Origin of the sequence: Sinorhizobium medicae, from assembly GCF_007827695.1 — a bacterium.
Taxonomy (GTDB): domain Bacteria; phylum Pseudomonadota; class Alphaproteobacteria; order Rhizobiales; family Rhizobiaceae; genus Sinorhizobium; species Sinorhizobium medicae.
Genome location: NZ_VITA01000012.1, coordinates 154,496 through 175,172, shown reverse-complemented (window position 1 = coordinate 175,172; position 20,677 = coordinate 154,496). Strand labels below are relative to the sequence as shown.

The 20,677-nt window shown below is 61.9% G+C and carries 17 protein-coding genes; 16 read left to right on the top strand and 1 reads right to left on the bottom strand.

The features are described from left to right. Positions 1-383: 383 nt before the first annotated feature. The 12 genes from mraZ (at position 384) to murB (ending at position 14,648) form a co-directional block, all read left to right on the top strand. Positions 384-824, top strand: coding sequence for a division/cell wall cluster transcriptional repressor MraZ (gene mraZ / locus FB009_RS20720; RefSeq protein ID WP_011976221.1), 441 nt, complete (start codon positions 384-386; stop codon positions 822-824). A 116-nt stretch (positions 825-940) separates the two neighbouring features. Beyond that, positions 941-1,966: a 16S rRNA (cytosine(1402)-N(4))-methyltransferase RsmH gene (gene rsmH / locus FB009_RS20715; RefSeq protein WP_024311510.1), complete on the top strand. Its 1,026-nt coding sequence runs from the start codon at positions 941-943 to the stop codon at positions 1,964-1,966. Between the two features lie 6 nt (positions 1,967-1,972). Continuing rightward, the gene (gene ftsL, locus FB009_RS20710; protein WP_011976219.1) at positions 1,973-2,371 is read left to right on the top strand and encodes a cell division protein FtsL; all 399 of its coding nucleotides are present in this window, start codon (positions 1,973-1,975) and stop codon (positions 2,369-2,371) included. Next, positions 2,371-4,119 (top strand): peptidoglycan D,D-transpeptidase FtsI family protein, encoded by a 1,749-nt coding sequence (locus tag FB009_RS20705; protein WP_011976218.1) that lies wholly within the window; start codon positions 2,371-2,373, stop codon positions 4,117-4,119. The genes ftsL and FB009_RS20705 overlap by 1 nt, the downstream gene beginning before the upstream one ends. 169 nt (positions 4,120-4,288) lie before the next feature. After that, positions 4,289-5,749: a UDP-N-acetylmuramoyl-L-alanyl-D-glutamate--2,6-diaminopimelate ligase gene (locus tag FB009_RS20700; protein WP_011976217.1), complete on the top strand. Its 1,461-nt coding sequence runs from the start codon at positions 4,289-4,291 to the stop codon at positions 5,747-5,749. A 1-nt stretch (position 5,750) separates the two neighbouring features. Further along, complete coding sequence (locus tag FB009_RS20695; protein ID WP_018208060.1) at positions 5,751-7,184, top strand: UDP-N-acetylmuramoyl-tripeptide--D-alanyl-D-alanine ligase; 1,434 nt, start codon at positions 5,751-5,753, stop codon at positions 7,182-7,184. A 230-nt stretch (positions 7,185-7,414) separates the two neighbouring features. After that, positions 7,415-8,515: a phospho-N-acetylmuramoyl-pentapeptide-transferase gene (gene mraY, locus FB009_RS20690; RefSeq protein ID WP_011976215.1), complete on the top strand. Its 1,101-nt coding sequence runs from the start codon at positions 7,415-7,417 to the stop codon at positions 8,513-8,515. 5 nt (positions 8,516-8,520) lie between these two features. After that, complete coding sequence (gene murD / locus FB009_RS20685; protein ID WP_011976214.1) at positions 8,521-9,912, top strand: UDP-N-acetylmuramoyl-L-alanine--D-glutamate ligase; 1,392 nt, start codon at positions 8,521-8,523, stop codon at positions 9,910-9,912. A 56-nt stretch (positions 9,913-9,968) separates the two neighbouring features. Continuing rightward, positions 9,969-11,123 (top strand): putative lipid II flippase FtsW, encoded by a 1,155-nt coding sequence (ftsW, locus tag FB009_RS20680; RefSeq protein WP_011976213.1) that lies wholly within the window; start codon positions 9,969-9,971, stop codon positions 11,121-11,123. Positions 11,124-11,140: 17 nt separating this feature from the next. Then, the gene (gene murG, locus FB009_RS20675; RefSeq protein ID WP_024311509.1) at positions 11,141-12,265 is read left to right on the top strand and encodes an undecaprenyldiphospho-muramoylpentapeptide beta-N-acetylglucosaminyltransferase; all 1,125 of its coding nucleotides are present in this window, start codon (positions 11,141-11,143) and stop codon (positions 12,263-12,265) included. Next, a complete protein-coding gene (gene murC / locus FB009_RS20670) occupies positions 12,262-13,677 on the top strand; it encodes a UDP-N-acetylmuramate--L-alanine ligase (RefSeq protein WP_011976211.1) in 1,416 nt (471 codons plus the stop codon). Before murG ends, murC begins: the two co-directional genes overlap by 4 nt. Further along, positions 13,674-14,648: a UDP-N-acetylmuramate dehydrogenase gene (gene murB / locus FB009_RS20665; protein WP_011976210.1), complete on the top strand. Its 975-nt coding sequence runs from the start codon at positions 13,674-13,676 to the stop codon at positions 14,646-14,648. The genes murC and murB overlap by 4 nt, the downstream gene beginning before the upstream one ends. Before the next feature lie 70 nt (positions 14,649-14,718). Here the strand turns inward: murB and FB009_RS20660 are convergent, their stop codons facing one another. Beyond that, positions 14,719-16,029: an MFS transporter gene (locus tag FB009_RS20660; protein WP_011976209.1), complete on the bottom strand. Its 1,311-nt coding sequence runs from the start codon at positions 16,027-16,029 to the stop codon at positions 14,719-14,721. Positions 16,030-16,429: 400 nt separating this feature from the next. Here FB009_RS20660 and aqpZ point away from each other — a divergent pair, with 400 nt between their 5' ends. The 4 genes from aqpZ to ftsA all read left to right on the top strand — a co-directional run bounded on the left by aqpZ (position 16,430) and on the right by ftsA (position 20,598). Then, positions 16,430-17,116, top strand: a complete 687-nt coding sequence (gene aqpZ / locus FB009_RS20655; protein ID WP_011976208.1) for an aquaporin Z — start codon at positions 16,430-16,432, stop codon at positions 17,114-17,116. Between the two features lie 313 nt (positions 17,117-17,429). Further along, complete coding sequence (locus FB009_RS20645) at positions 17,430-18,356, top strand: D-alanine--D-alanine ligase (RefSeq protein ID WP_011976207.1); 927 nt, start codon at positions 17,430-17,432, stop codon at positions 18,354-18,356. After that, positions 18,344-19,273, top strand: coding sequence for a cell division protein FtsQ (gene ftsQ / locus FB009_RS20640; protein WP_011976206.1), 930 nt, complete (start codon positions 18,344-18,346; stop codon positions 19,271-19,273). The genes FB009_RS20645 and ftsQ overlap by 13 nt, the downstream gene beginning before the upstream one ends. Beyond that, positions 19,270-20,598 carry a cell division protein FtsA gene (ftsA, locus tag FB009_RS20635; protein WP_011976205.1) on the top strand — a complete coding sequence of 443 codons (1,329 nt, stop codon included), beginning with the start codon at positions 19,270-19,272 and terminating at the stop codon, positions 20,596-20,598. The genes ftsQ and ftsA overlap by 4 nt, the downstream gene beginning before the upstream one ends. Positions 20,599-20,677 lie beyond the last annotated feature (79 nt).

The following is a 20,677-nucleotide window of genomic DNA, read 5'->3' as shown; positions in this document are numbered from 1 at the left end:
ATCGAGTGGCGGTGCACCTCGCATCGTTGCGCACCGAATCAGTTCTACCCGGCTTGCCGGCGCGGTCCGCTTTTGAACGGGATTCCAAGGCATTAGGGTCCGGATCGTAACCCTTTGTTAAACTTAACAACCTATCAATATTTGATCATCCGCAAGGCTGTTCAAGAGCTTATCCCATTGACGCCCATATGGTCCCATGTTATCCCATAATGGTACTGCGCAAGGGCCGTTCAATGGCCCGTCATCGCGAAATTCGAGGCTTCCGTCGATGGAAGGATCAGGCGGGCATGCATGTGCCCGGCGGGGATTTTTTGCGCGGTCATGCGAGTGTTCGTGCGGGCCGATGATTATGGTCCGTCAGTCGGGGGCGGCCGTTTCGCGTCATGAACCGCTTCTTGTCACATGTTACGAACCGGATCGATGCCAAGGGGCGGGTCTCCGTCCCTTCGATCTTCCGTGCGGTGCTTTCGGAGGCGGGCGTGCGGGAGTTATACTGCTTCCAGGACTTCGTCTTTCCGGCGATCAGCGTCGGCGGGCCAGAGCTTCTGGACCGGTTCGAAAAGCAAATGTCCGCCGAGGATCCGTTTTCGGATGCGGCCAACCAGATGTCGCTCCTTGTTCACGGCGGCGGCGTCTATTTGAGGCTCGACCAGGAGGGCCGGCTGATGCTGACGGATTTCATCCGCGACTTCACCGGTATCTCGACCGACGTGACATTCGTAGGGCGGGGCGATCATTTTCAGCTCTGGGAGCCGCGGGCGTTTGCGAGGGCGCAGGCGGAGGCCAGGGAAGGGCGCAAGCAACGGGGGCTGCGTTCGCAATAGAGCATTTCCAGGAAAACTGCGCAGCAGTTTTCTGTCCGGAATTGCGGGGAAACATGAAATCAGAGCAGTTCCGCGATTTTGAGAAAAGCGGACATGCTCTGGAGTGGAGAGGCGGGATGGTGACGGATCAAGGCGGCAGGACTTCTGAAGCCGATGGCGGACCGGTTCGTCACATTCCCGTCCTCCTCGAGGAAGTTCTAGCAGCTCTTGAACCCGCTCCGGGCAAAGTTATTCTCGATGGCACGTTCGGTGCCGGCGGTTACGCGTCCGCCATCCTCGATGCAGGTGCCGAGGTCATCGCCCTGGACCGGGATCCGACGGCGATCGCCGCCGGGCAGTCGATGGTAAGCGCCAGCGGCGGCCGGCTCAGCCTTATCCATTCCCGTTTTTCCGGCCTCGCCGAGCATGCGCCCGCCGAGGGTCTCGACGGCGTCGTGCTGGACGTCGGCGTTTCGTCGATGCAGATAGACGAGGCGGAGCGTGGCTTTTCTTTTCAGAAGAAGGGGCCGCTCGACATGCGCATGTCGGCCGCCGGCGTCTCCGCAGCCGATGTCGTCAATCGCGCGAAGGTCTCGGATCTTATTCGCATCTTCGGCTTTCTCGGCGAGGAGAAGCAGGCCGGACGAATTGCGCGTACCATCGAAAAGCGACGCGCCGAGGCTCCGTTCGAGACCACGCGCGATCTCGCCAATCTTATCGAGACGGTGACGCCGCGTAAGGCGAAAGATAAGATTCACCCGGCAACGCGCGTCTTCCAGGCGCTGCGCATCTTCGTCAATGACGAGCTCGGCGAACTTGCAGCTGCGCTCTTTGCGGCCGAACGGGCGCTGAAGCCCGGCGGTAGACTTGTTGTCGTCTCCTTTCATTCACTCGAGGACAGGATCGTTAAGACGTTTTTCCAGGATCGCTCCGGCAAGGCGGGCGGTTCCCGCCATTTGCCGTTGGTGACGGCGCGCGCCGCAACCTTCGCGCCAGTCGGCAAGCCTATGGTATCGGCGAGCGATGAAGAGGCGTCACGCAATCCGCGTGCCCGGTCCGCGAAGCTGAGAGCCGGAATACGAACAGCAGCTCCGTCGCCGGGTGCCGATTTGTCCATTTTCAACCTGCCGGAACTGGCAAGCCTTGCAAGACTGGGGGGCTAGGAGACGATGCTCAGAACGCTCGATGTTGTCCTGATCGTCATCATGACGGCGGCCGCAACGGTCACCTATACGATCAAGCATAAGGCTGAGAACAAGCTTGAAGAGGTGCGCAGGCTCGACGCGGCCATAAAGCTTGAAGAGGATACGATCGATCTGCTCAAGGCCGATTGGGCGCTTCTGACCCAGCCGAACCGGCTTGAGAGGCTGGTGACCGTCTTTGCCGCCGACCTGCAACTCGCGCCGACCCCCTCGACGCAGCTTGCGCAACCGGAGGAGTTGCCGATGCTGAGGGCCGATCTGCCCCCTTCCGAAGAGGATAAGAAGGCCAAGGACAAGGCGGCGGCAGACAGCATCGCCGCAGTCATCGAGGCCGACAATATCAAAACAGGTTCGGTGGCGCGCTGATGTCGTTTCTCTCCCGTATCATGGTGCTGAAGAGCAAGGCGCATTTCTCGGCTGGCGGCGATCATCGCACCACCGATGGTGGTCTCAACGTTACCTTCGAAGGAACGCGCAAGAGGAGCGCAAGCCGGGCGAAGAGCCGCGTCGCGATCATGATAGCCAGTTTCGGTGTCGTCTATGCGGTGATTGGAGGGCGTCTGGTTCAATACGGTCTGGCGCAACCGGAAACAGTGTCTTCGATCGGCCGCGCCGACACTCTCATGGCATCGCGTCCGGATATTCTCGATCGCAATGGCGAGGTGCTCGCGACCGACATTCGCACCGTCTCGCTTTACGCGGAGCCGCACAAGATCGTCGACGCCGATGAGGCGGTGGAGCGATTGGCGACTGTTTTGCCCGACCTCAATGCGCGCGAAATCTATAACAAGCTCAAGTCGGATTCGCGCTTCCAGTGGCTGCGCCGGCAGCTCACTCCGAAGCAGCAGAGCGAAATCCTTGCGCTCGGCATTCCAGGTATCGGTTTCCGGCCGGAGAAGCGGCGCTTTTATCCCGGCGGACCGACCGCGGCTCACATTCTTGGCCACGTCAACATCGACAACCGCGGCGTCGCCGGTATGGAGCGCTACATCGACGAACAGGGGCTCGCCGATCTTGCCGCCATCGGCATGACAAGCGATGCCAAGCTGGAGCCGGTCAGGCTGTCGATCGATGTACGCGTGCAGAACATCGTGCGCGACGTCGTTGATTCCGGCATGAAGAATTATGAGGCGATCGCCGCCGGGGCCGTGGTGCTCGACGTGCATACCGGCGAAGTGCTGGCTATGGCCTCCGTTCCGGACTACGACCCGAACAGGCCCGCGGAAGGCGCCGAAGAGGGCTGGATGAACCGCATGTCGAACGGCACGTTCGAGATGGGCTCCACCTTCAAGACATTCACCATCGCAATGGGCCTCGACTCCGGCAAGGTGACGCTCAATGACAGTTTCGATGCGACCCGGCCGATCCGCATCGGCGGCTTCACGATCAAGGACTTCCATGGCAAGCGCCGCGTTCTGACAGTGCCGGAAATTTTCCAGTACTCATCGAATATCGGCACGGCCAAGATCGCCGACCTGATAGGCATTCCCGGCCACAAGGAGTTCCTCACGCGGATGGGCCTGCTGACGCGGCTCCCGACCGAACTGCCGGAGGTCAAGTCGCCGAGCCAGCCTCGGGAGTGGAAGAAGATCAACTCGATCACGATCTCCTTCGGTCATGGCGTCTCCACGACGCCGCTGCAGACGGCTGTTGCAGGTGCCGCGCTGGTCAATGGCGGCAAGCTCATTCCGCCGAGCTTTCTGCCGCGCAGCGAGGAAGAGGCGAGCGAACTCGCGAGCGCGGTGGTGAAAAAGAGCACGAGCGATGACATGCGCTACCTGCTGCGCCGGAACGGCATTGCCGGTTCGGGCAAGCGGGCGCTCGTACCCGGCTTCAACGTCGGCGGCAAAACCGGCACGGCGGACAAGGTCGTCAATGGCCGCTATGCCAGCGACTTGAACTTCAATGCGTTCCTGGCCGCGTTTCCGATCGACAATCCCAAATATATGGTGCTGACCTTCATCGACGCGCCGAAAACGGGCGAGGGTGGGGGGCGTACCGCCGGCTCGAATGCCGCCCCTATGGTGCGCGACATCATCAGCCGCTCCGCTCCGCTGCTCGGGGTCGAGCCTAAGTTTGGAGAAGACGGTTCTGCCTTGCTTGTGTCTTATTGACCGTGAAATGAAAGTGCGGACGATTCGCGATTCCGCTGCATGGCTCCTTGGATCGGAGTCGACCAAGGAAGAGACCATGCTGCATTCTAAAGCCTATGGCGGTCCCTGTGCGTCTGACATGACGCGCAGAGATCCCTGTAGGATCATATCGATGTGAGACGTGCAGTTCATGAAGATCAGGGACCTGGCGGGATCGAGTTTCCCGGAACTTTCGGCGCAGCTGAAGGGCGACGCCGCGAACATCGAGATCGGCGGCATTACGGCCGATAGCCGGCAGGTCAGGCCCGGCGACCTCTTCGTCGCGGTCGCCGGAGCGAAGGCGGACGGGTCCGCTTACATAACGGACGCGCTATCGCGCGGGGCCTCGGCGGTCGTCGCGGGAACCAGCGCCCGGGCAGAGGCTGGCATCAACGTTTTCACGATCTCCGAACCACGCCGTTTCCTGGCGAAGGCGTCGTCGAGCTTTTTCGGACGCCAGCCCGAGACGATGGTGGCGGTCACAGGTACGGCGGGGAAGACGTCCGTTGCCTCCTTCACCCGGCAGATCTGGGCGCATTCCGGTTTCTCGGCGGCGATGATCGGCACCACGGGCGTCGTATCACCCGGCCGCGCCGAATACGGTTCTCTGACGACACCGGATCCGGTGTCGCTGCACAAGCTGCTCGCCGAACTGGCTGATGAGGGCGTGACCCACGCCGCAATGGAGGCGTCGAGCCACGGCCTGGACCAGCAACGGCTGGACGGCGTCAATCTCGCTGCCGCCGCCTTTACGAATCTCGGCCGCGATCACATGGACTACCATCCGACGGTTGAGCATTACATGGCCTCGAAGATGCGCCTCTTTGCGGCGTTGCTGCCGAAAGGTTCGCCGGCCGTGATCTTCGCCGATGACCAATGGTCCGCCGATGCGATCGCTGCCGCTCGCAAGGCAGGGCACGATGTGCGGACCGTTGGGCGCAATGGCGATTTCATCGCGCTGAAACGTGTCGAGCATTTCCGCCACAAGCAGTCGGCGGAGGTTCATGTCGGCGACGACATCTACGAGATACACGTGCCGCTCGCCGGTGACTTCCAGGTCGCCAATGCACTCGTTGCGGCGGGGCTTGCAATGTCAACGGGGATTTCCGCGAAGGCAGCTTTCTCGGCGCTGGAGAGGCTGCAGGGCGCCTCAGGGCGCCTCGAACTCGTCGGGCAGACGAAGGATGGCGCGCTCGCCTACGTGGATTACGCCCACAAGCCGGACGCGCTCTCAAATGTGCTCGAATCCCTGCGTCCTTTTACCACTGGCCGGGTCGTCGTGGTTTTCGGTTGCGGCGGCGACCGGGACAAGGGCAAGCGCCCGATCATGGGAGAGATCGCCAGCCGCCTTGCCGATGTCGTCATTGTCACGGACGACAACCCGCGCTCGGAAGTGCCGGAGGTGATCCGCGCCGAGATCATGGCGGCGGCAAAGGGCGCTACGGAGATTGGCGATCGCGCCGAGGCGATCCGCGTTGCCGTCGGCATGCTGAAGACCGGCGATACGCTGATCGTCGCGGGCAAAGGGCATGAAGAGGGGCAGACGGTTGGTTCCGTGACGCTGCCTTTCTCCGACCACGCGGAGGTCCGCAAGGCACTGGGAGGTCTTTGATTTGAACTGGCTCTGGACAAGCAGCGATCTTCTGGCCGCGATGAACGGCCGTCCCGTCGGGAACCTGCCGGAAGGGATCACCGGCATTTCGATCGACAGCCGGACAATCGGCAATGGCGAGGCTTTTTTCGCGATCAGGGGCGATCGCGTCGACGGCCATGACTATGCGGGGATCGCCCTTGCTAACGGAGCAGCGCTTCTTGTCGTCAGCGAAGCGAAGCTGCCGGCGCTCGGGCGCCTGATCGCCCCGATGATCGTCGTGGACGACGTGCTGGAGGCAATGATCCGGCTGGGTTGCGCGGCACGCGACCGAAGCGCCGCAAAGATCATTGCCGTTACCGGATCGGTCGGCAAGACCACGACGAAAGAGATGTTGAGGCACATGCTTTCGCCGCTGGGTCGGGTCCACGCCTCCGTCGCATCCTTCAACAATCACTGGGGCGTGCCCCTGACGCTTGCCCGAATGCCGGAGACGACCGATTACGGCGTCTTTGAGATCGGGATGAACCATGCCGGCGAAATTCGGCCGCTGACACGGATGGTTCGTCCGCATGTGGCGGTCGTGACCAGCATTGCTGCCGCCCATCTCGGGAATTTTGCGAGTCTGGACGACATCGCCGCGGCCAAGGCTGAGATCTTCGAGGGGGTCGTCAACGGCGGCCATGCGGTGATCAACAGGGACAGTGCTCAATACGAACTGCTGGAGAAGGCCGCCGCGACAGCCGGGGTCAGCCATGTCCATTTCTTCGGCGCCAATCCAAAATCGGAATTCCGCCTGGCCGAGTTCGCCGGTGGTGCGGAAGGTTCGGTGCTGTGGGCGGGTGTCGGAGGCAGAACGCTTGAAATCGCGATTGGCGCACCGGGGCGCCATATCGCCGAGAACGCTCTGGCGGCGATCGCCGCAGCGACACTGGCAGGCGCGGACACAGATCGCGTCGCCGCATCGCTTGCAACCATGCAGCCGGAAAAGGGCAGGGGATTGCGGCACCGTCTCAGGATGGGTGCCGGCTACATGACGCTGATCGACGAGAGCTATAACGCCAACCCGGCTTCAATGCGGGCGGCGATCACGCTGCTCCGCGATGCCGAGCCCTCGCCCGGCGGCCGGCGCATCGCCATTCTTGGCGACATGCTGGAAATGGGCGAGCATTCGGCGGCGGTTCATGCGGCACTTGCGAGACCCATTGTCGATGCGGGTATCGCCGACGTCTGGCTGACGGGGACCGAGATGGCACATTTGCGCGATGCCCTGCCGTCGGAGGTGTCCGTCGTCCATCGCGATCTGGTGAGCGACCTGACGGCCTACGCTCTCGGCGCAGTTGCAGCCGGCGACGTGGTGATGGTCAAGTCTTCGAAAAGCACCGGTTGCGCAAAGATCGTCCAGGCGCTTCTCGATGCCCATCCGCATGACGAGGCCGGAAAAAGGGAAGCATAGGGGACGGTGTCGGCCTGCTGCTTCCTTGAAGCGGAACCGATATGACACAACTGGAAGTGCCGCGGCGGATTTTGCGACCCTGGAAGGGCGCAAGGCGCCGCAGTGCCGGTGGATACGGACCTTGGGCCGGGGGAAATGGCCTAACATAGTCGAACGCAAGCGGATATCTTCTGGCAGATGATTCTGTTTGGACGATGTCCTGATATAAACTTCCGGGGGAAAGGTCCCTTATGCTGATCTGGCTTGTGGAACTGGCGGACCACTTTCAATTCTTCAATCTCTTTCGCTACATCACCTTCCGCACGGGCGCGGCTCTGTTCACCTCTGCCTTGATCGTGTTCCTGTTCGGTCCGGCCATGATCGCTTCGTTGCGCATCCGTCAGGGCAAGGGCCAGCCTATCCGCGCCGACGGCCCTCAGACGCACTTCAAGAAAGCCGGGACGCCGACCATGGGAGGGTTGATGATCCTCGCGGGCATCGTGGTGTCCTCGCTGCTTTGGGCCGATCTATCCAGCATCTATGTCGTCTCGACGCTTCTGGTAACGCTGGGTTTCGGCGCGATCGGCTTCTACGACGACTATCTCAAGGTGACGAAACAATCGGACAAAGGCTTCTCCGGCAAAGCCCGGCTTGGCATCGAGTTCGTGATCGCCTCGATCGCCGTCTTCTTCATGATGCAGGCTGCGCTTTCGGCAGGGGCGGCGGGCTCCACTTTCGGGTCATCGGTGACCTTTCCATTCTTCAAGGACCTGATGCTCAATCTCGGCTATTTCTTCGTGCTGTTCGGCGGCTTCGTCATCGTCGGCGCGGGAAATTCCGTAAATCTGACCGATGGCCTGGACGGGCTCGCGATCGTCCCTGTCATGATCGCCTCGGCCGCGTTCGGGCTGATCGCCTATCTCGCCGGCAACGCTGTCTTTGCCAACTACCTGCAGATCCATTTCGTGCCCGGCACCGGCGAACTCGCGGTGATCCTCGGCGCGGTGATCGGCGCAGGCCTTGGCTTCCTGTGGTTCAACGCGCCGCCCGCCGCGATCTTCATGGGCGACACCGGTTCGCTTGCCCTCGGCGGTCTCATAGGCACCGTCGCCGTCGCAACCAAGCACGAGATCGTCATGGTCATCATCGGCGGGCTCTTTGTCATGGAGACATTGTCTGTCATCATTCAGGTCTTCTGGTTCAAGCGCACCGGGCACCGGGTGTTCCTGATGGCACCGATCCACCATCACTTCGAGAAGAAGGGCTGGACGGAAAGCCAGGTGGTGATCCGCTTCTGGATCATCGCCGTGATCCTTGCGATGGTCGGTCTCTCGACGCTGAAGCTTCGGTGAGCGCGATGATCCCGGTCACTTCATTCAAGGGTAGGAAGGTCGCACTCTTCGGGCTGGGCGGCTCCGGACTGGCGACCGCCCAGGCGCTCGTTGCAGGCGGAGCCGATGTGGTGGCTTGGGACGACAACCCCGACAGCGTCGCCAAGGCGGATCAGGCCGGGATCGCGACGGCCGATCTGCGTGGCGAGGAATGGCATGCCTTTTCCGCCTTGGTCCTTTCGCCCGGCGTGCCGCTGACCCATCCAAAGCCGCATTGGAGCGCCGACCTCGCGCATCATGCCGGCGTCGAGATCATCGGCGATGTCGAGCTGTTCGTGCGCGAGCGGCGCAAGCACGCGCCTGACTGCCCTTTCATTGCCATCACCGGCACCAACGGCAAATCCACGACGACGGCGCTGATCGCCCATATCCTGCGCGCAAGTGGGCGGGACACACAGCTCGGCGGCAATATAGGCACAGCGGTGCTGACGCTGGAGCCGCCGCAGGCGGACCGCTTCTATGTCGTCGAATGCTCATCCTACCAGATCGACCTGGCACCCACGCTCGATCCCACCGCCGGGATACTCCTCAACCTCACGCCGGATCATCTGGATCGCCATGGTACGATGCAGCACTATGCCGACATCAAGGAGCGCCTGGTGGCGGGGAGCGGAACGGCGATTGTCGGTGTCGACGACAGCCTTTCGAGTCTGATTGCCGACCGGGTGGAGCGAGCAGGTACCAAGGTCGTGCGTATCTCGCGCCGTCATCCGCTTGCCGAAGGTGTCTATGCCGAAGGTACGGCGCTGATGCGTGCGACTGGCGGGGCATCGTCGCTCTTTACCGACCTTGCCGGGATCCAGACGCTGCGTGGCGGTCACAATGCCCAGAATGCCGCGGCCGCGATCGCCGCGTGCCTGGCGGTCGGCATTTCCGAAAAGGACATAGTGGACGGCCTCAGAAGCTTTCCGGGGCTCAAGCACCGGATGCAGCCGGTTGCGAAGAAGGGCGAGACCATCTTCGTCAACGATAGCAAGGCGACCAACGCCGAGGCCGCAGCACCGGCGCTGTCGAGTTACGACCGTATCTACTGGATCGCCGGCGGTCTGCCGAAGGAGGGCGGCATCACCTCGTTGACGCCATTCTTTCCGAAAATCGTCAAAGCCTATCTGATCGGAGAGGCGGCGCCGTCTTTCGCGGCGACCCTCGGCGAGGCAGTGCCCTACGAAATCTCGGGGACATTGGAAAAAGCGGTTGCGCATGCGGCATCGGACGCGGCGCGCGATGCCGGGGCGCCGGCGACCGTGATGCTTTCCCCGGCTTGCGCAAGCTTCGACCAGTATAAGAACTTCGAACTGCGCGGAGATGCCTTCGTCGAGCACGTGAAGGCGCTCGAGGGCGTGATCATGCTCATCTGACGGCTTCGGCCGGATAGTGACGTTGGCGCAGCACGCGCCGGAAAGGGGACAGAGAGATGGTAAGCCGAGCCGAACGGGGCCCCGTGGCCGATTGGTTCTGGACGATCGACAGATTTTTTCTGGCGGCCTTCATCCTCCTGATGGGCATCGGCTTCATGCTCTCCTTCGCCGCGAGCCCACCGATCGCCGAGCGGCTTGGCCTGGACAGCTTCCACTTCGTCAAGCGTCACGCACTCTTTCTTCCGCCGTCACTGGTGGTGATGGTCGGCATTTCCTTTCTTTCGCCACGGCAGGTGCGGCGCACGGCGATCATCCTTCTCGTCATCTCGGTTGCGATGATGGCGCTCGCCTTGTTCTTCGGCCAGGAGGTCAAGGGTTCGCGGCGCTGGCTATCGCTCGCCGGCATCTCGGTGCAACCATCGGAGTTCATGAAGCCGGCCTTTGTCGTCGTCTGTGCCTGGCTTTTCGCCGAGCATGCACGTCAGCCGGAGATTCCCGGCAATCTGCTTTCAATCCTCCTCTTCGGCATTGTCGGAGCGCTCCTCGTCGCCCAGCCCGACCTCGGACAGACCATTCTTACGACGGTCGTCTGGGGCGGCATGTTCTTCATGGCCGGCATGCCATGGCTCTGGATCATCGTGCTCGCTTCGGTCGCCATGGGCGGGTTTTTCGCCGCCTATTCCATCCTGCCCCACGTCGCCGGCCGCATCGACCGGTTCCTGACCGGCGAGGGCGACACGTTCCAGGTCGATACGGCGCGAGAGGCGATCATTCGTGGAGACTGGTTCGGCCGGGGACCAGGCGAGGGCATAATGAAGCGCGTCATTCCGGACAGCCATACGGACTTTATCTTTTCGGTCGCGGCAGAAGAGTTCGGCATCGTCTTCTGCATGGTCGTCGTCGTGGTCTTCGCTTTCGTGGTGCTGCGCGGCCTCAATCATGCCTTCCGCGAGCGCAACGATTTCAACCGTTTCGCGGTTGCCGGGCTGGTTCTGCAGATCGGAATCCAGTCGATGATCAATATTGGCGTCAATCTCGAACTGCTTCCGGCCAAGGGCATGACGCTGCCGCTGATTTCCTATGGTGGTTCGTCGATGGTGGCGATCTGCGTAACGGCGGGGTTCATCCTGGCACTGACGCGCCATAGGCCGGAGAAGCGTGCCGTCGAGCGCAGCCTCTTTCGATCGGGCGTCGGGGTGCCCGCCGAATGAGACATGGATAGTGAGACATGGATAAAGGCATAATTCTACTTGCCGCCGGCGGGACCGGCGGACACCTCTTTCCAGCCGAGGCGCTTGCCCACGAGTTGAAGGCGTCCGGCTATTCCGTGCATCTGGTGACGGACAGCCGCGCCGAGCGCTTCGCGGGCAGGTTCCCGGCAGACGAAATACATGTCGTAGCGTCGGCGACGATCGGGTCGAAGAATCCTGTAAAGCTCGCACGATCGGCGTGGAAGCTCTGGACGGGTTTGAGAGCAGCCCGGCGGCTGATTTCCAGGCTCAAGCCGATGGCCGTCGTCGGTTTCGGCGGCTATCCGACTGTGCCGCCGCTGCTCGCGGCAACCGGCATGGGCGTCCCGACGATCATCCACGAACAGAATGCGGTCATGGGGCGCGCCAATAAGATGCTCGCATCGCGCGTTGCGGCCATTGCCGGCGGCTTTCTTCCGGAGGGTACGGGAGCCTTCGCTGCAAAGACCGTTGCAACGGGGAATCCTGTGCGACCTGCGGTGCTGGAAGCCGCGAGGGTGCCCTACGCGCCGGCCGGTGGTGACGCGCCTTTTCATCTCGTGGTGTTCGGGGGCAGCCAGGGGGCGCAATTTTTCTCGAAGGCAGTGCCGCAAGCTGTCTGCCGGCTCGACGACGCTTTGCGCCGGCGGCTGAAGGTGACGCAGCAGGCGCGTCCCGAGGACAGGGAAGGTGTCATCGCGTCTTACGAGAAGCTCGACATTCCGGCCGAAGTATCCCCTTTCTTCACCGACATGGCGGGGCGGATCGCCTCCGCGCAGCTCGTTATCTGCCGTTCCGGTGCTTCCACCGTTTCGGAAGTCTCGGTCATCGGCCGGCCGGCAATCCTGGTCCCATATCCCTATGCGCTCGACCACGACCAGGCGGCAAATGCGGCTGCGCTGGCCGCGAAAGGCGGCGCGCGCGTGATCGCCCAGGTGGAGCTCAGCGCCGAGCGGCTTGCAAACATTCTAACAGATGCAATGAGCAACCCGGATACCCTGGCGCAGATGGCGGCTGGTGCCCGCCAGACCGGCAAGCCGGATGCCGCGCGCTTGCTTGCGTTACTGGTAGAGGCTATTGCCAGCGGCTCGACAGTCGCGAAGTTCAAGGAAACACGTTCATGAAGATGCCGAAGACGATCGGGCTCGTACATTTCATTGGTATCGGCGGCATCGGCATGAGCGGTATTGCCGAGGTGCTGCACAATCTCGGCCATCGCGTCCAGGGTTCCGACCAGGCGGAAAGCGCCAATGTGCAGCGCCTGAGGGAAAAGGGCATCAGAATTTCCATCGGTCACAAGGCGGAAAATCTTGGCGATGCCGAGGTGATCGTGGTCTCGACCGCGATCAAGAAGGACAATCCAGAGCTCATCGCTGCGCGTGAAAAGTTTCTGCCGGTCGTCCGGCGCGCCGAGATGCTGGCCGAGCTGATGCGTTTCCGAAATGCGATTGCAATCGGCGGAACGCACGGAAAGACCACCACGACCTCGATGGTGGCCGCATTGCTCGATGCAGGTGGCCTCGACCCGACGGTGATCAACGGCGGTATCATCAATGCCTACGGCACCAATGCACGCATGGGCGCGGGCGAATGGATGGTCGTTGAAGCCGACGAATCCGACGGCACGTTCCTGAAGCTGCCCGCCGACATCGCAGTGGTCACCAATATCGATCCCGAGCATCTCGACCATTACGGCAGCTTCGACGCCGTGCGCTCGGCCTTTCGCCAGTTCGTCGAAAATGTGCCGTTTTACGGCTTTGGTGTGCTGTGTCTCGATCATCCGGAAGTCCAGTCCATGGTGGGAAAGATCGAGGACCGGAAAGTCGTCACCTATGGCGAAAACCCGCAGGCGGACGTGCGCTTCCACAATATCCGGATGGACGGTGCCACCTCGATCTTCGATATCGAGATACGCCGCCGCCGCACGGGTCAGGTGATCGAGATCAAGGATCTCAGGCTGCCGATGCCCGGCCGTCACAATGTGTCGAACGCCACGGCCGCCGTGGCGGTCGCGCAGCGGCTCGGCATCAAGCCGGAGGATATTGCAAGAGGGATCGCCTCCTTCGGCGGCGTCAAACGCCGATTCACGTTGACGGGCGAGTGGAACGGCGCGCGCATCTTCGACGACTACGGTCATCATCCGGTCGAAATCAAAGCCGTCCTGAGGGCCGCGCGGGAGGCCTGTCAGGGGCGCATCGTCGCGGTCCACCAGCCGCATCGCTATTCGCGCCTGTCGAGCCTCTTCGAGGATTTCACATCCTGCTTCAACGACGCCGACACGATTCTGCTCGCTCCGGTCTATTCGGCCGGCGAAGAAGCGATAGATGGAGTCAATTCGGAAGCGCTGGTCAACCGCATCAAGGCTGCCGGCCACCGCGATGCCCGCCATATCTCGGGACAGGAGGCCCTTGCGCCTGTTGTCGCCAAGATTGCGCAGCCGGGCGATTTTGTGGTTCTCTTGGGGGCTGGCAGCATTACCTATTGGGCCGCGGCGCTGCCGAAGCAGCTCGCGGAAATCTCGGGAAATCGAGCATGAAACAGGTCAACGGGCAGAAACTCCTCGAATCGCTCGGAAACGGCGTCAGCGCGATACGCGGGCGTATCACGCCCGATGCCCCAATGGACCGCGTTACCTGGTTTCGGGCAGGCGGTCTCGCCGAACTGATGTTTCAGCCGCACGACACGGACGATCTCACTACCTTCCTCAAGCTCGTGCCTGAGGAGGTGCCGGTGCTGGTCGTCGGTGTGGGCTCCAACCTGCTCGTGCGCGACGGAGGTATTCCCGGTGTCGTCATCCGGCTCTCGGCAAAGGGCTTCGGCGACCTCGAACTTGCCGGTGAACACCGCATCAAGGCGGGCGCAATCTGCCCCGACAAGAACCTCGCCGCCATGGCGCTCGACCACGGCATAGGCGGCTTCTATTTCTATTACGGCATTCCTGGTTCGATCGGCGGTGCACTGCGCATGAACGCCGGCGCCAATGCCGGTGAAACCAGCGCGCGCGTCCTCGAAGTCCATGCCGTCGACCGGAAGGGCGACAGACATGTTCTGAGCAAATCGGAGATGGGCTATGGCTATCGCCATTCAGGGGCAGCCAAGGACCTGATCTTCACGCATGCGATCTTCGAAGGCTATGCAGAGGACAAGGCCAAGATCCGCAACGACATGGACGCGGTGCGCCAGCATCGGGAAACCGTACAGCCGATCCGCGAAAAGACCGGCGGCTCCACTTTCAAGAACCCGGAAGGCCATTCGGCCTGGAAGTTGATCGACGAGGCCGGCTGCCGCGGCATGATGATCGGCAACGCTCAGATGTCCCCGCTTCACTGCAATTTCATGATCAATACCGGTCAGGCGACCGGCTATGAACTGGAATATCTCGGCGAGACCGTCCGCCAGCGGGTGATGGACCATTCCGGTGTCAAGCTGGAATGGGAGATCAAGCGCGTCGGCAATTTCATGCCGGGCTACGAAATCAAGGAATTCCTCGGCCGCGCTACGGCCTGAAGCGAATCAGCGCCAAAGAGGGGCCCGCGACGGACATCCGCCGCGGCCCTGTTTTCAGGTTCATTCCTCCTCAGCCCGAGACCTCTTCCTCGTTCGAAAGCAGCAGGCAGACGAGCGTGATCAATGCGGCGCCCATCAGATAATAGCCGACATGGCCGAGGCTGTAGTTGGTCGCGAGCCAGGTGGCGATGTAGGGTGCCAGCGACGCGCCGAAGATGCCTGCGAGGTTGAAGGTCATCGAGGCGCCGGTATAACGCACTGCAGTCGGAAAGGGAGCCGCCAGCGCCGCGCCGATCGGCCCGTAGGTAAGGCCCATCAGGCCGAGTCCGAGGATCGAGAAGACGAAGGCGCCGCCGAGACCGGATGTCAGAAGCGGCGCCATGACGAGGCCGAATATGCCGATGCCGATTGTTGTGAGCACCAGCACCAGGCGGCGTCCGAAGCGGTCCGAAAGAATGCCGGAGACGGGAATCATCAGGCCGAAAAAAACGACGCCGGTCATCTGTACAAGCAGGAACTGCTCGCGCGAATAGGCGAGCTTCGTCGTGCCCCAGGAGAGCGAGAAGACGGTCATCAGATAGAACAGGACGAAGGTCGCGAGTGCCACGAAGGTGCCGAGCGCGAGGCTTCGCTTATGCGAGCGGAATATCGCCGCCACCGGTACCTCGACGCGCTCCCGTTTATCGATTGCCTTCTGGAATTCCGGCGTTTCGGTAATCTTCAGGCGGACATAGAGACCGACGATCACGAGCAGCACGCTGGCGACGAAGGGAATTCGCCAGCCCCAGGCGAGGAAGGCCTCGTCGCTCATGACCTCGCCGAGCACGAGGAAGGTCCCGGCCGACAGGATGAAGCCGATCGGCGCGCCGAGCTGGGGGAACATTGCATACCAGCTCCGCTTGCCTTCCGGCGCATTCTCGGTCGCTAGCAACACCGCGCCGCCCCATTCACCGCCGAGGCCCAGGCCCTGGCCGAAGCGGCAGAGCGCAAGGAGAAGCGGCGCCACGACGCCAATCGTCGCGTAGGTGGGCAGCAGGCCGATCACGACCGTCGAAATCCCCATAGTCATCAGCGCGGCGACGAGCGTCGCCTTGCGGCCGATCCTGTCGCCGAAGTGGCCGAAGATCACGGCGCCAAGGGGACGGGCGAAAAAGGCGATCGAGAAAGTCGCCAAGGACTGCAGCATTGCCGAGGTCGGATCAGCTGCAGGGAAGAAAAGGTGCGGGAAAATAATCACCGCTGCTGTCGCATAGACATAGAAGTCGAAGAATTCGATCGTCGTGCCGACGAGGCTGGCGAACAGCACCCGGGCCGGGGAGTTCACGGCCTGTCGATGCAACGCACCATCCTGCGGCGACAGCGAGGTTGTCGCGTCTGTCATTGGTTCGTTCCTGGAGCAATTCGCGGGGAAGAGAACCATTCTCCCCGCGGAATCGCTTAGTTTCAGAGGGTTAGATCAATTCTTTACCCGGACAGGGGCAAGGAAAGGAGCTAGCGGAATGCCGTCTTGGGAGGCGGGCGGCCGGTTCTTAGCGCAAGTTTTCATATCGAGAAAGACTGATTTCGTAAGATATGCGAACTAAATGCGCTTGCTGACGAAGCAATATTCCGCCGGCGTGCTGTCGTCCGCGTGCCCGAGCAGCTCACTTCCAGCTTGGGCGAATTCATCATGCCTCCCGTATTGCGGGCAAGAAGGGTGAATACATCTCCCGCTTGACGGGATTCGAATACTGTAGAACTCTCGTTAACGAAGCGTTTTGCTTCGTTTTGGGGGAGTATTCATGTTCAGGAAGCTTTCTGTGGAATTTCTCGGTACTTTCTGGCTCGTTCTCGGCGGGTGCGGCAGCGCCGTGCTTGCCGCGGCCTTCCCGGAGGTCGGTATCGGCCTGCTTGGCGTCTCCTTTGCCTTCGGCCTTACGGTGCTGACCATGGCCTATGCGGTTGGCGGAATTTCCGGCGGCCATTTCAATCCGGCGGTATCGCTCGGTCTTGCCGTCGTCGGCAGGGTGCCGCCGGCGAGCCTCGTCGGATACATCATCGCGCAGGTTGCCGGGGCGATCGCCGCGGCTGCCGTCCTCTACGTGATCGCCACCGGCAAGGCCGATTTCCAGCTTGGTAGTTTTGCCGCCAATGGCTACGGCGAGCACTCTCCGGGCGGCTACTCGCTGACGGCAGCGCTCGTCACCGAGGTGGTCATGACCGCCTTTTTCCTGTTCATCATTCTGGGCTCGACGCACAGCCGGGTGCCTGTGGGCTTCGCACCCATCGCCATCGGCCTCGGGCTGACGCTGATTCACCTCGTGTCGATCCCGGTCACCAACACCTCGGTCAATCCGGCTCGATCGACCGGGCAGGCGCTGTTCGTCGGCGATTGGGCGATTTCACAGCTCTGGCTTTTCTGGGTGGCGCCGCTGATCGGTGCGGTCATTGCCGGAATCGCCTGGAAGGTCGTCGGCGAGGAAGCCTAGCCGGAAAAAGGCATGGAACACCCGGCCAAGACCTCCACGAGCCCGCCTGCGCCCGCAGGCGGGCTCGTCCTTTCCAGAGATTATTTCCCTTGCAAGCCACAGAAACCTCTGATTCAGCTAGGAAATCTTGTTTCTGGTTGATTCTTGGCGGTGCCGCCCAAGGGCATTAAGCGAGAGAGTTAACCAAAGTAAACACTTCATTAACCATAATGTCGTTGTAGTGGTTCTACGCGGCGATCTCGCGAATCGCGATTTCGGAATCAGCCAGGTGCAAGCAAGCTTCGCGATAATGGCGTATTGTTTGGGGGTTTGAATGAGCAGCAAGCATGTCGCTGTCCTGTTGGGCGGATTTTCCTCGGAGAGGCCGGTGAGCCTGTCTTCGGGGACGGCTTGCGCGGATGCTCTGGAAGGCGAAGGCTATCGCGTCACGCGCGTCGATGTCGGTCACGACGTCGCGGCGGTGCTTCAGGAATTGCGCCCGGATGTGGTCTTCAACGCGCTTCACGGACCATTCGGCGAAGACGGAACGATTCAGGGAATCCTCGAATATCTCGAAATTCCCTATACCCATTCGGGCGTTCTTGCCTCTGCGCTGGCCATGGACAAGGCCCAGGCAAAGCATGTCGCCAAGGCCGCCGGTATTCCGGTTGCCGAGGCAGTGGTCATGGACCGCCGCAGCTTCGGCAATCAGCATCCGATGAAGCCCCCCTACGTGGTGAAGCCGGTGCGAGAGGGGTCGAGCTTCGGCGTGGTGATCGTCAAGGAGGATCAGTCGCATCCGCCTCAGGTGATCACCTCGAGCGACTGGCGCTACGGCGACCGCATCATGGTCGAGCGCTACGTTGCAGGACGCGAATTCACCTGCGGCGTCATGGGCGATGTCGCTCTTGGCGTCACTGAGATCATTCCGCAGGGGCATGCCTTCTACGATTACGACTCTAAATACGTAAAAGGTGGCTCGAAGCACGTCATACCGGCACAGGTTTCACCAAATATTTACCAAAAAATACAAACACTGGCTTTGAAGGCGCATCAGGCGATCGGTTGCCGCGGCGTCAGCCGGTCCGACTTTCGTTTCGACGATCGTGGCGATGGTGAGGGCGAGTTGATCTGGCTCGAGATCAACACCCAACCCGGCATGACCCCAACCTCCCTGGTGCCCGAAATGGCGCAGCATGCGGGCCTTCGGTTTGGTGAATTTCTCAGGTGGATGGTGGAGGACGCGTCGTGCTTGCGTTGAGGGGCAGAAGGGGCAAGAGGGTTCGTCACCCAGCCGGGGGTGTCGCCGAGGCGGATGAATCGTTCGTCCTGCCGCGACCGCTGCGCAAGGGCGTGCGGTTTCTCGTCAGTCTCGGTGCCGGTCGTGTCCGTTTTCCCAATCACACCGGAACGGTTTCCGCTGCAGCCTTCCTGCTGGCGACCGGCCTCTACGGCATGTCGCTCGGCGGGCATACGCAGAGCTTCGCCCAGGTCTCGACGACTGCGGCGGGTTTCGCAATCGAGGACGTCCGCGTCTCGGGCAATGCGCAGACCTCGGAGATCGATATCCTTCAGCAGCTCGGTCTGGACGGTACGACGTCGCTTGTGGCGCTCGATATCGAGGAGGCGCGTCGGCTGATCGGCGAACTGCCCTGGGTCGAGACCGTGACCGTGCGCAAGATCTATCCAGGCACGATCGAGGTCGTTCTCAGGGAGCGGGAAGCCTTTGGCATCTGGCAGCACGGATCGGATCTATCGCTTATCGAGCGCAGCGGCAGCGTCATCGCGCCGCTCAGGGACAACAAGTTTGCCAGCCTGCCGCTTTTCGTCGGCCGCGATGCGGAGACCGCCGCGGCTGCATTTTACGATGAATTCTCCCGCTGGCCCGAGTTCCGCTCCCGCGTCAAGGCCTTCGTGCGCGTCGCAGGGCGCCGCTGGGATCTGCGCCTCCATAATGGCGTCGTCGTGAAACTTCCGGAGAAGGATGTCGCCCGCGCGATGAGCGTCCTTGCCCATATGCAGGACACGCATAAATTGCTCGAGCGCGATATTGCGGCCGTCGATCTCAGGCTCGACGACCGCACGACCGTACAGTTGACTGCTGACGCGGTGAAGCGTCGGGAAGTCGCGCTCAAGGCGAGGGAGAAGATGCTGAAAGCCCAGGAGAAGCGGATATGAATCTGTTCGGATCCGCCAATTTCGGCCTTCCGCGTCTGAAGCCACTGTCGTCGAAGCGGTCGCATGTGGTTTCGGTCCTGGACATCGGGTCGACCAAGGTGGTGTGCATGATCGGCCGCCTGACGCCGCGCGCCGAGAGCCAGATCCTGCCGGGCCGCACGCATAACATCGAGGTCATCGGCATCGGCCACCAGAAGTCGCGGGGCGTCAAGAACGGCGTCATCGCCGATCTCGATGCGGTGGAAAGCGTGGTCAGGCTTGCAGTCGATGCAGCCGAGCGCATGGCGGGGCTGACGATCGACAGCCTCATCGTGAATGTTTCCGCAGGCCGTCTGCAGAGCGACGTCTATACCGCAACGATCGATCTCGGTGGGCAGGAGGTCGAGGCGAACGATCTGAAGAAGGTTCTTGCCGCCGCGGGCCACCAGTCGCTGCGCACCGATCGGGCCATACTGCATTCCTTGCCGACGGGGTTTTCGCTCGACGGCGAGCGCGGCATACGCGACCCGCTGGCAATGTTCGGCGATGTGCTCGGCGTCGACATGCATGTGCTGACGGCGGAGCGGCCCGCATTGAAGAATCTCGAGCTTTGCGTCAATCGCGCGCACCTCTCCGTAGAGGGCATGGTCGCGACGCCCTATGCGAGCGGTCTTGCGGCACTTGTGGACGACGAGGTCGAGCTTGGATGCGCGGCGATCGATATGGGCGGGGGCACGACGACGATCTCGGTTTTCGCCGAAGGCAGGCTCGTCCATGCCGACGCAGTCGGCCTTGGCGGTCACCATGTCACGACCGATCTGGCGCGCGGCCTGTCCACTCGCATCGAGGATGCCGAGCGGTTGAAGGTCGTGCACGGTTCGGCGCTTCCGAACAGCGCCGACGAGCGCGATATCATTTCGGTTCCGCCGATCGGCGAGGACGATCGCGACCAGCCGACGCACGTACCGCGCGCGCTGGTTTCGCGCATCGTGCGCGCTCGCATCGAGGAAACGCTGGAGCTCATCCGTGATCGCATCCAGCGGTCCGGATTCAGTCCGATCGTCGGAAAACGGATCGTTCTGACGGGCGGCGCCAGCCAGTTGACCGGCCTGCCGGAAGCGGCGCGGCGCATTCTTGCCCGCAATGTCCGCATCGGCCGGCCACTTGGAGTATCCGGCCTCCCGGCCGCTGCGAAGGGTCCCGCCTTCTCCACTGCCGTCGGGCTGATGATCTATCCCCAGGTCGCCGATCTGGAGACACATGCCGCCGGCAGCGGCATGCTCTCCACGCTCGGCGGCAACAGCCGCTTCGCCCGAATGGGGCAATGGCTGAAAGAAAGTTTCTAGATCGATCGGCATTCAGCCGGACGAGACAGGTATTCGAGTTTGAAGGAATTGGCCGGCTCGGCAAGGCGGCCAGGGAAAG